General features: G+C 71.6%; 9 protein-coding genes. 6 read left to right on the top strand and 3 right to left on the bottom strand.

Features of this window, described 5'->3' with window-relative positions; all coding sequences use genetic code 11:
- The 3 genes from ABZS61_RS31940 to ABZS61_RS31930 form a co-directional block, all read right to left on the bottom strand.
- On the bottom strand, positions 1-320 hold a 320-nt coding region (locus tag ABZS61_RS31940; protein ID WP_356429062.1), incomplete at its 3' end, for an ATP-binding cassette domain-containing protein.
- Positions 321-406: 86 nt separating this feature from the next.
- Positions 407-1,249 (bottom strand): DUF4097 family beta strand repeat-containing protein, encoded by an 843-nt coding sequence (locus ABZS61_RS31935; protein WP_356429059.1) that lies wholly within the window; start codon positions 1,247-1,249, stop codon positions 407-409.
- A gap of 81 nt (positions 1,250-1,330) precedes the next feature.
- Complete coding sequence (locus tag ABZS61_RS31930; RefSeq protein WP_356429057.1) at positions 1,331-1,849, bottom strand: toxin-antitoxin system HicB family antitoxin; 519 nt, start codon at positions 1,847-1,849, stop codon at positions 1,331-1,333.
- A gap of 903 nt (positions 1,850-2,752) precedes the next feature.
- Between ABZS61_RS31930 and ABZS61_RS31925 the strand changes: the two genes are divergently transcribed.
- The 6 genes from ABZS61_RS31925 (at position 2,753) to ABZS61_RS31900 (ending at position 10,657) form a co-directional block, all read left to right on the top strand.
- Entirely contained in the window at positions 2,753-5,263 is a 2,511-nt protein-coding gene (locus ABZS61_RS31925) for a sensor histidine kinase (RefSeq protein WP_356429054.1), read from the top strand.
- The gene (locus ABZS61_RS31920) at positions 5,260-5,664 is read left to right on the top strand and encodes a roadblock/LC7 domain-containing protein (RefSeq protein ID WP_356429051.1); all 405 of its coding nucleotides are present in this window, start codon (positions 5,260-5,262) and stop codon (positions 5,662-5,664) included. Before ABZS61_RS31925 ends, ABZS61_RS31920 begins: the two co-directional genes overlap by 4 nt.
- A gap of 143 nt (positions 5,665-5,807) precedes the next feature.
- Positions 5,808-7,010: an ABC transporter substrate-binding protein gene (locus tag ABZS61_RS31915; protein ID WP_356429048.1), complete on the top strand. Its 1,203-nt coding sequence runs from the start codon at positions 5,808-5,810 to the stop codon at positions 7,008-7,010.
- A gap of 1 nt (position 7,011) precedes the next feature.
- On the top strand, positions 7,012-9,135 hold the full coding sequence (locus ABZS61_RS31910) for an ABC transporter permease (protein ID WP_356429045.1): 2,124 nt from the start codon (positions 7,012-7,014) through the stop codon (positions 9,133-9,135).
- Positions 9,132-9,917, top strand: coding sequence for an ATP-binding cassette domain-containing protein (locus ABZS61_RS31905; protein WP_356429042.1), 786 nt, complete (start codon positions 9,132-9,134; stop codon positions 9,915-9,917). The genes ABZS61_RS31910 and ABZS61_RS31905 overlap by 4 nt, the downstream gene beginning before the upstream one ends.
- A gap of 11 nt (positions 9,918-9,928) precedes the next feature.
- Complete coding sequence (locus ABZS61_RS31900) at positions 9,929-10,657, top strand: ABC transporter ATP-binding protein (protein WP_356429068.1); 729 nt, start codon at positions 9,929-9,931, stop codon at positions 10,655-10,657.
- The last annotated feature ends 13 nt before the right edge of the window (positions 10,658-10,670 follow it).

The raw sequence follows: 10,670 nt of genomic DNA, 5'->3' as shown, positions 1-10,670 counted from the left end.
TCCTCGCCGGTGATCAGCCCGTCGACGGCGGAGAACTGCCCGGTGACACCGATCGCGGCACGGACCGCCTGCGGGTCGGCGGCGACGTCGTGGCCCGCGACCTGGGCCTGCCCTCCGTCGGCGGTGATGAGCGTGGAGAGGATCTTCACCGCGGTGGTCTTGCCGGCACCGTTCGGCCCCAGCAGTGCGAACACGGAGCCGGTCGGGATGCGCAGATCGATGCCGTCGAGGACGAGTTTGTCGCCGTACGACTTGCGCAACCCGACGGTGGAGACGGCCACCGGGGACGGGTCGGCGCCACCCGTTCCTGTTGCGGGCATGACAGATGAAGGCACGGGGCCCTCCCCTTCGAAGTCTGAGGTGGTGCGGGATGTCGATGGGTTGAGGCCGGGGGGCGGTGCGGGGGTCAGGCCTTGGCGCGGCGGATGTCGACGTTGCCCCAGCGGGTGCGCGCGCGGATCCTGACGGTGTCCTCGGCACCCTCCGGCGCCTCGGACGCGGTGAGACTGTTGCGCACCTGCCCACGGCTGGACTTGACGTCGAGCCAGGCGGCCGTGCCTTCGCGTACGCCGATGTCGATCGCTCCGAAGGAGGTCTCCAACTCAACGGTTCCGCGAGCGATTTCGTCCACGCGCAAGGTGCCGTGCGCGGTGGTGGCGGTGACCGAGTCCTCAGCGCGCCGGATCTCGATGTCGCCGTTGGCGCCGCGCACCCGCAGCTCGCCGGTCACGGCGCCGACGGTCGTGGTGCCGTGCGAGTTCTTCAGGACGGCGGGGCCGTCGACGAGGCCGACGCGCAGGCTGCCGGAACTGGTGGTGATCTCGGCCGCGCCCTCGACCCGGTCCACGGTGATCGAGCCGTGCGACGCGGTCAGGTGCAGCGGCCCGGTCGAGTCGAGGCGGACGTCACCGGACGAGGTCTTCACGCGGACCTCGCCGAGCCTGCCCTCGCCGAGCACCTGGGCCCAGGAGCCGGTCATGTCGATGCGCGAGCCCGTGGGCAGTTCGACCGTCACGTCGACGGCCCCGGTGCGGCCGAGCAGATTGGCCTTGGGCGTCCTGACGGTCAGTGCGCCGCTCGCGAACGTGACCTCCGTCTGGTCGGCCGCCCGAACGTCCTGGTCCTTCTCCGGGTCGCGGGGCCGCACCTCGACGACGGTGTCGGGACGGTCGCCCGCCGTGAACTGGATGGAACCGGCCTCCACGTGCGCCGTGGCCGAGATCGGTTCGGGAGTGTCGAAAGAAGGCATGGCTGTCCCGTCCTCTTGGGTCTCTGGGGCGTCCCCGCTGGTGGGGCGTGGTGTGGGTGGAGTGGTACGGACCGGGTGCGGCTAACGCACCCAGCCCGTGAAGCTCTGTCCGATGGTCTGGGTCTTCTCCGTCGTACGCGGCCGGGTGCCGCCGTCGACCGCCGCCGACACGGCGCGTACGAGCCAGGCGTTGACCGACAGGCCCTCACGGGCCGCGGCCTCCTCGGCGCGCGCCTTGAGGTGGGCCGGCACGCGCAGGTTGATGCGGGCGGTACCGCCCTCGTCGCTGTCGGCCGGGGCGGGAGCCCTGAGCGGTTCGACGGGCCCGGCCGGATCCGCGGCGGCGCCGCCGTCGGCGGGGGGCAGGGTCACCACGAAGTCGGGGTCGAGCCCGCGCAGCCGCACGTCGACCGAACCGGGGGCGAGTTCGCGGGTGACCTCGCCCATGGCTGCGGACAGCACATTGAGCAGGGTCAGCCGGGTCGCCGACTCCAGGGGAGCGGTGAGCCTCTCCGCCAGCTCGCGTGCTTCGTCGCCGCCGGCTTCGGCGGCCACCGCGAGTTCACGGCGGAGGGTGTCGACATAAGGCGTGAGGTCCATGACGCCATCATGGCACCACAATGGCGCCACGCGCAACCCGCACGGCGACACGCGTGACCGACCGGGCGCATTAAGCCACCTGACCTGCGAAAATGCATCGGCACCCATGTGAGCGATCGTGGTGCCACACCCGCCCACGCACCTCCATGGGCAGAGAATGGCGCCGAGTGGCACCAGATGGCGCCACGTTGTGCCACGCGACGCCACGCGGCGCCACGCGGCGCCAAGCGCGGCGCCATCCGGCGCCGTGCGGCGCCATGCGGTGCCGGCGAGGTCACCACGGACCCGGATCCGCCCACCCCTTCGGGCTCGCGCCGGTTGCCAATCGGCAGGACCGGAGCGTGGCCCCCGTCCGGGCGCCGCGAACGATCACGCTTGCTCCGTCGCGGATCGCGGCAGATCGACGCCGGGCGCCCACGCGTAGTCGGCAGTCCGCCTGCCGATGCGGTCAGCGGCCGAATGGACCTAACCTTTCCGCAACGACATTCGGACATCGGACGGGCAGTCAAGTCGGCGCGCCGGGGCTCTCCGCGAGTGGTCCACGGACCCTGGGCGGACCTCCCGCCACGTGTCGGACCGCTGGTCAGGCGCGGTCCCCGGGGCTGTCCCGAACCCGCCACCCGCTCACAAGAGCCTTTGTTTTCAGAGCAGTTGTGACCGAGTTGGCCTGCTCCTGTGCTGTTGCTGCGCACAATTTTCGACGTTGTACCCGTCCGTAGCCACGTCCTACGGCATAGGATCATGCCGCGCCACTGGGGCCTCACCTGCCCCAACTGCCCCGTCTGTCCCATCCACGTCGGTGCAGACGATGTGCCGACGTTCCCACCGACACCCCCACAACCCGTTAACAGGTATCTGCGTGTCACCGATACTCAGCACCGGTTCCGGCGATGGAGCCGTGCAGTGAAAATCAATCGTCGCCTCGTCCTCCTCGTCACCGCGCCTCTCACCGTGGCCGTCACCTTCTCGGTTCTGGCCCTCGCGCCCGCGACCAATCAGGCGCTGCAGGCGAACCGGCTGACCGCGATGGTCGATGCCGCAACCGGCGCAGGCGAGTTAACCCACCAATTACAGAGGGAGCGTGCGGCAGCCACCGCACTGGTCGCCGAACAAGGAAATGCGGAAGCGTTCCGGGCAACGTCCGACGCGACCGACAAGAGCATCACCAGATTCCGCGGTCAGATCGAGCACCTGTCCGAGGTGCCCGGCAGCGCGCAGGGCGCCCTGGACCGTATCGAGCGCTTCATCGACGAGATGCCCGCCCTGCGCGCCCAGGTGCGTTCGGGCAGCAGCACCATCTCAGCGCTCGCCTTCAGCTACCGGATCGTGATCGCCGATCTCAACGGCTACCGCGACGGCATCGCGCAGGCGGACGGTGTCGACGCAGACATCGCGGACCGGATCCGCGCCGCCGCCGCCCTTTCCGAAGCAGCCGAGTACACCGCCCAGCAGCAGGTCACCGTGATGAGGGCGCAGGCCGCGGGCGGATTCACGACCGCTTCGCAGCGGACGTTCGACGCCGGGCGGCTGGGCTACACCGAATCGACCGGAGTCCTCTTCGACCTCGGCCCCGGCCAATGGCGGACCTGGCTGGAGCGCACCCTGTCCGGCGCGAAAGCGCTGGAGGCCCGACGCCTCGAGGACGAGATCGGGCGTACGGGAACCGGCAAGGACATCACGGTCACTCCGAAGGAGTGGCAGAAGGCCTCCAACGACCGCCAGATGATGCTGCGTTCGGTGGAGAAGCGGATCGACGAGTCGGTCCACGCGACGGTCTCCGACACGCGCACCACGCTCATGTGGTTCGCCGGGGCCGAGGTCGCCCTGGTGCTGCTGACCCTGGTCGGTGCCGTCGTCGTCGCCATCCGTCTGGGTCGCACCATGATCAGACGGCTGCGTGATCTACGGAACGCCGCGCACGAGGTGGCCCACACCGGGCTGCCCGCCGTGATGAACGAGCTGTCCCAGCCCGGCGCCCTCAGCGGCGCGACGCCCGAGCAGGTGGCGCGGCGTACGGGCAACCCGGTGAGGACCACGGGTGACGACGAGATCGGCGAGGTCGGTGAGGCGTTCAACGCCGTCCACCACGAGGCCGTTCGTCTGGCAGCCCAACAGGCGCACATTCACGAACAGTTCGCCGAGACTCTGGTCGGTGTCGCCCGAAGGGGTGCGCAGTTGACCGCTGTCATGGTGTCCGAGCTGGACACGGTGCAGCGCGACGAGGCCGACCCCGTGCGGATGAAGACCCTCTTCGCTCTCGACCACCTCGCCATCCGCATGGAGCGCAACACCAACAACCTCCTGGTGCTCGGTGGTTACGGGCATGCCCGGGTGCGAACGGCCGACGTCGCGTGTTCCACCGTCATCGTGGCCGCGGCCCAGCAGATCGAACGCTTCGACCGTGTGTCTCTCGGCGTCGTCGAATCAGGCATCGGCGTCACCGCCCGCGCCGTCCACGACGTGGCGCACATCCTGGCGGAACTCCTCGACAACGCGACCCGGTTCTCGCCGCCCGACAAGCAGGTCGGGGTCGCCGTGTGGCGGCTGTGGGACCGCGCCGTGGTGCAGATCGTCGACGAGGGTGTGGGCATCACCGCGGAACGCCGCGCCGTCCACAACGCCGCACTGCTCGAGCCGCAGGCGGGTATCGGAGACGTACGGTCCATGGGTCTGCACGTGGTGGCACGGCTCGCCGCGCGCCACGGCATCGTTGTCGAACTGCGGGACTCGTCCGGCCCCGGCACCATCGCCGAGGTCACCCTGCCCGCGAAGGTGCTGGCCGTGGCCCCCGAAGAGGCGCCACCCCCGCAGCCGGGGTCGCTCGGGGAGGCTCACGGCAACGACAGCCGTGACAACGATGTTCGCTACGAATCCCCCCGTCCGGTCACACCGCCCGGACCGTCCGCTCGCAGGCAGCCGGCCGGAGCGGGCGGGTGGCCCGGCCGCAACGGCGCCCCCGTCGGTGCGGGTGCCGGCAGGGGCGGCGCACCCACCGGCGGTGACTACGCGCCGGGCCGGGCCGACGGAGCGCCGGGCGCGAACCGGGGTGGCGGCATGCCTCCCGGCGACAACGGGTCCCACGGTGGCGGATCCGGCGCCGGCACGCATGAGCGGGAGCGCGGCACCGCGCCCGCCCCGCACCCCGTGCACGACGAGCCGGTTTCGCGCATTGCCGGCGTCAGCTCGGCAGGACTGCCCCTTCGACAGCGCAACACCCCCCAGCAGTGGCCCACCTTGGGCAAACGGGACGGCGCAGAACAGCGTTCCGGGGCCACCGCGTCGAGGCCGTCGCCCCGCCGCCGGGACTCCCGGCACGTCTCCGACGTCCTGGCCGCTTACGCACAGGGGATCAACAGGAGCACGAACCGTGGGCGCTCCGCCACCGACGACGACACCGAACGGACCAAGAAATGACCACCCCCAACGACCTGAGCTGGATCCTGAGCGGCTTCGCCGGACGCATCCCGGAAGTCACCCAGGCGATAGCCGTGTCCGTGGACGGGCTCGCACTGGCTTACACCGGTGTGGAACGCGACGACGCCGAGCGGCTGGCCGCCATCGCATCCGGTGTCGTCAACCTGCTTTCCGCAGCGGCCCAGTTGACGAACACCGATCCCGTCGAGCACAGCCTCACCGCGATGGAGGGCGGCTACATGTTCTCCATGGCCGTCTCCAGCGGTGCCTCGTTGCTGGTGACCACCACCAGGGACGCGGACATCGGCGAGGTCAGTTACATGATGTCCGAGCTCATCAACCAGGTCGGTGACTCACTGAGCCCTCAGGTCCGCGACCCGAGCCTGCCGCCTGCGCGCTGACCGCCGGGCCGTACGACCGCACCACCCCTACGAGCGGCGGCGCCGGCCCACGCGTCGGTCCGCTCACAGCAGGCGCCGCCCGTTCCACCCGTTCCGACCGATGCCCCCCCCCGATCCTCCCGATACTCCTGATGAGAGCCCCCATGTTCTTTGACATATCCACACCCCGCCGCCGCAGATTCCGGCCGGTCGGCGCCGCCGCCCTCGCCCTCGGCCTGGCAGCCGTATCCGGCTGCAGCAGCGACGGAGGCGCCGACGACGACACCGTGAAGGTGGGCCTGGTGGCCTCCCTGTCCGGCACCTACGAGCCGGTCGGCACCGAACTGCGAGCCGGCTTCGAGCTCTACCTGAACACCCACGGCAACAAGCTGGGCGGCCGCAAGGTCGAGCTCATCGTGGCGGACGAGGGCGACGGTCCGCCGACCGCCGTTCCCGCGGCCACCAAGCTGGTCAAGAAGGACAAGGTCGACGTGCTGACGGGTCTCGTCAGCGGTGGCTCGGTCAACGCGGTGCTGCCCCTGGTCAACCAGGCCAAGATCCCCTTCCTGGGGTCGAACGGCCGGCCGCCCATCAAGGACCTCGAGTACGTGTGGACGACGAGCTTCCTGTCCGACGAGCCGGGCAAGGCCATCGCCCCGTACGTCAAGGAGAAGGTCGACGGACCGGTCTACGCGATCGGCCCCGACTACCAGGGCGGCTACGACGAACTGCGCGGCTTCACCGACGAGTTCAAGCGGGTCAAGGGCAAGCTCGCCAATCCGGGCGGCAAGACCACCTGGACGCCGTTCCCGAAGACCACCAACTTCATGCCGTACTTCGCCGACATCGCCAAGACGGACGCCAAGGCGGTGTACTGCTTCTACGCCGGCAAGGCCGCGATCGACTTCGCCAAGCAGTACGCCCAGTCCGACATCGCTGATCTGCCGCTGTACACGGCCTTCGTCACCGAGGGCAGTGTGCTCCAGGCCCAGGGCCCCGCGGCGAAGGACATCTACTCGGTCCTGAACTACGCGGCCGACCTCGACAACGAGGCCAACCGCACGTTCGCCGCCGACTGGACCGCCGAGCACGACACGCAGCCCACCACGTACGCGATGGCGTCGTACGACGCCGCCGCCGTGCTGGACAAGGCGATCGCCGATGCGGCGAAGGGCGGGGACGTGACGCCCAAGACCATCAACAAGGCCATCGCGGGCCTCGGCCAGATCGACAGCCCGCGCGGCGCCTGGGAGTTCGGCGACAAGGCGCACTCGCCGGTGCAGACCTGGTACCTGCGCCAGGTTCGGCCGGACGGCAACCAGCTGGCCAACGTCATGGTCCAGGACCTGGCCACGCTCGGCGGCTGACATGGAGATCCTCGATGCCCACCTCATACCGGCGGTGGACGGGGTGGCCTACGGGCTGCTGCTGTTCGTGGTCGCCGCCGGTCTGAGCCTCGCCTTCGGCACCGCGGGCGTGCTGAACCTGTCGCACGGCACGCTGTACGCGATCGGGGCCTACACGGGGGCCCAGCTGAGCGACGGGACCTGGGGCGGCCTCGCCCTCGGGCTGGCCGCCGGAACGGTGGCGGCGTGCGTCGCCGGGGCGGGGCTGTCCGCCGCGACGGCTCCGCTCGCCGGGCGTGGGCATCTCGCTCAAGCACTGCTGACGTTCGGGCTCGCCCTGGTCGGCGGTGACCTGCTCATCCAGTTCTTCGGGGCGGACGAGCTTCCGGTACGCGTGCCCGAGGCGCTCGACTCCTCGGTGACGCTGCTGGGCCACCGGTACCCCGCGTACCGGCTCGGCTTCATCATGATGGCCGTGCTGCTCGCTGCGTTCGGCACCTGGGTGCTGACCCGGACCCGCATGGGTGCGGCGGTACGGGCCGCCGCCGACGACCCGCAGATGCTCGCGACCACCGGCCACAGCCCCCGGGCGGTGCACACCGGTGTGCTCGCGGCGGCGGGTGCGCTGGCCGGTGCCGCGGGCGTGCTCGGGGCACCGATCATCGGTCCCGGGCCGGGTACGTCGGAGAACGTGCTGATGCTGTCCCTCGTGGTGGTCGTGCTCGGCGGGCTGCGCTCACTGTGGACGACGCTCGCAGCGGCGGTCGCCGTGGGCGAGGTGCAGACGCTGGGCATCTCGGTGGCGCCCGACCTGGCGCCGTACCTGCTCTTCGCCGCGATGGCGGCCGTGCTGGTGCTCCGCTCGCGCTTCGCGGAACCGGCGACCGCGCACGGTACAAAGGGCCCCACCGCCGATCCGGTGGCCCGGCTCCGCCGCCACCTGTCCGCGCGGCTGCGAAGGCGGCCGAACGGGGTGGCAGGGACGGACCGGGTCGCCACGGCGTCCCGAACAGGCGACACCACGTCCTCCCCGGACGAGGGCCGTTCAGCCCGTGCGGTGCTGTCGCCCGGCAGGACCAGGAGCGCGCCCGCAGGCATCGGGTGGATACCGCGCGGGGCCGCGTGGCGGCAGGCCGCGCCGCTGCTCGTACTGCTCGTCGCGCTGGTCGCGCTGCCGTGGATGCTCGACGCGTACAGCATCTCGCTGGCCGGTTCCGCCCTGGCTCTGGGGCTGCTCGCGGTCAGTGTCACCATCCTCACCGGCTACGCCGGGCTGCCCACGCTCGGGCAGACCGCGCCGTTCGCCGTCGGCGCGTACGCCACCGCGAATCTCGCGGACGCCGGATGGACGATGGGGCCGGTCCAGATCCTCCTCTCGGCGCTTGCGGCCGCGGTCTTCTCCGCGGTGACGGGGCCCGCCGTGATCCGGGCCCGTGGCACGACCGTGCTGATGATCACGCTCGCCATCGGTGAGCTGAGCGGCGCGGTCATCAACCAGATGAAGTCCGTCACCGGCGGCGCCGACGGTCTCGTCGGATTCCCGGCCACCCAGGCGCTGTGGGGCGGGGAGGGGATGTTCGAGGAGAGCGAGCTCTACACCTACGCACTCGTCGTCGCCGTCATCGCCGTCGCCGTCACTCTGCTCGTGCTGCGCTCCCCGGCCGGGAAGCTGCTGACCGGCACCCGTGGTGCCGAAGCGCGGATGCGCGCCTCGGGGCACCCGGTGGGCCGCTACCTGCTGGTGGCGCACATCTGCGCCGGCGCGCTGGCCGGTGTGGGCGGCTCTCTGATGGTCACCGTCCAGCAGTACCTCTCCCCCGCCGACGTCGGCTTCGAGATCGCCGCGTTCGCCCTGCTGGCGGCTGTCATCGGCGGCACGACGTCCGTCATCGGCGCCCTGGTGGGCGCCGGTCTCATCGTCACCACCCGCGACTGGGTGGCCGCTTCGTGGCCCGGCCACGGGCCGCTGCTGCTCGGCGCGCTGTTCGTCGCCGCCGTGTACCTGCTGCCCCGCGGCCTGGCCGGCCTGCGCGGCGGATCCGGGCGGAACGGGCCGGCGTCCGACGGGCCCCCGCCCGACGGACGGCCCCCGGCCTCGCCCGCCTCCGCACCTACTCCGACCACCGCCGGGAAGGTCTCCCCATGACACCCGCCCCGACCGCCGCAGCACCACCCCCGGTACTGGACCTCACCCACCTCACCCGGAGGTACGGCAGTCTCACCGCCGTCGACGACGTCAGCCTGCGGCTCCCCGCCGGTGCCCGGCACGCCGTCATCGGTCCCAACGGGGCGGGCAAGACCACCCTGCTCAACCTCGTCGCCGGAACCGACCGTCCCGACCACGGCACGATCGCCCTGGACGGCGCGGACATCACCCGCACGGCCACCGCGAGGCGCAGCCGCCTGGGCATCGCCCGCAGTTTCCAACAGCCGTCGGTCATCTCCGAGTTGACGGTGCTGGACAACGTCGTACTGGCCGGCTGGCCACACCACCCCCAGCGCCGGGGCGCCTGGCGCAGCCCGTCCCGCTACCGGCTGCACACCGAGTCGGCGGGCCGCCATCTGGAGACCGTCGGGCTCGCGGACGTCGCCCACCGGCCTGCCTCCACGCTCTCCCACGGACAGCGCCGCATGCTCGACCTCGCCGCCGCGCTGGCGGGCAACCCTCGTCTGCTGCTCCTGGACGAGCCGGCGGCCGGGCTGACCGACGGAGACATCGGGCGGCTGCTCGGCATCCTCGGCGGCCTGCCGGAGAGCGTCGCGGTCGTCCTGGTCGAGCACCACGTCGAGGTCATCGCCCACCTCGCCACGACCGTCACCGTGCTGGCGGCCGGACGCGTGCTCGTCACCGGTCCGACCCAGGAGGCGCTCGCACACCCCGAGGTCCGCGACGCGTACCGCACCACCGGCGCCGAAGCGAGAGGATGACCGACGCCCCCATGCTCGAACTCACCGGCCTGACCGCGGGCTACCACGGCGGTACCGTCCTCCACGGCCTCGACCTGTCCGTGCCGGCCGGCACGGTCCACGCCGTCGTCGGCCACAACGGCGCGGGCAAGACCACGCTCGTCCACACCGTCGCCGGACTGATGCGTCCGGCCGCCGGCACCGTACGCCTCGACGGCCGCGACATGACAGGGCAGCCCGCACACCGGATGGCCCGCGCCGGAATCGGCCTCGTACCGCAGGGCCGCCGCGTGTTCGCCGGGCTCACCGTGGCCGAGCACCTGCGGTTGTCCCACCGTCCGCCGCGCCGCGGCGACACCACGCGCCCCAGCGTGTGGACCCCCGCGCGCGTCCTGGAACTGCTGCCTCGGCTGGGCGAGCGCCGAGGCAACCGGGGTACGGATCTGTCCGGTGGGGAACAGCAGATGCTGGCGCTGGCCCGCGCGCTGCTCGGCTCCCCCAGCGTGCTGCTGCTCGACGAGCCGACCGAGGGGCTCGCGCCGGTGCTCGTCCGGCAGGTCAACGAGCTGGTGACCACGTTGGCGGACGAGGGCATCGCCGTGCTCCTGGTGTCCCCGAGCCCGGCCCAGGCGGCCGAGTGCGCCCGTACGCTCACGGTCCTCACCTCGGGGCGGACGACGCTGCGACTGGACGGCGCGGACGCCCGTGCCGATGCCACCGCGCTGCACGCCGCGCTCGCACTCTCGCCGACGGCGGTCTGAAGCGCGAGCGGTA

Source organism: Streptomyces sp. NPDC005566, from assembly GCF_040605575.1.
Classification (GTDB): Bacteria; Actinomycetota; Actinomycetes; order Streptomycetales; family Streptomycetaceae; genus Streptomyces.
This window is presented reverse-complemented; position numbering and strand designations above follow the sequence as displayed.

Excerpts from the sequence above, each read along its gene's own strand:
- ABZS61_RS31935 (WP_356429059.1), bottom strand. The coding sequence starts at position 1,249 with ATGCCTTCTTTCGACACTCCCGAACCGATCTCGGCCACGGCGCACGTG.
- ABZS61_RS31930 (WP_356429057.1), bottom strand. The coding sequence starts at position 1,849 with ATGGACCTCACGCCTTATGTCGACACCCTCCGCCGTGAACTCGCGGTG.
- ABZS61_RS31920 (WP_356429051.1), top strand. The coding sequence starts at position 5,260 with ATGACCACCCCCAACGACCTGAGCTGGATCCTGAGCGGCTTCGCCGGA.
- ABZS61_RS31915 (WP_356429048.1), top strand. The coding sequence starts at position 5,808 with ATGTTCTTTGACATATCCACACCCCGCCGCCGCAGATTCCGGCCGGTC.
- ABZS61_RS31910 (WP_356429045.1), top strand. The coding sequence starts at position 7,012 with ATGGAGATCCTCGATGCCCACCTCATACCGGCGGTGGACGGGGTGGCC.
- ABZS61_RS31905 (WP_356429042.1), top strand. The coding sequence starts at position 9,132 with ATGACACCCGCCCCGACCGCCGCAGCACCACCCCCGGTACTGGACCTC.
- ABZS61_RS31900 (WP_356429068.1), top strand. The coding sequence starts at position 9,929 with ATGCTCGAACTCACCGGCCTGACCGCGGGCTACCACGGCGGTACCGTC.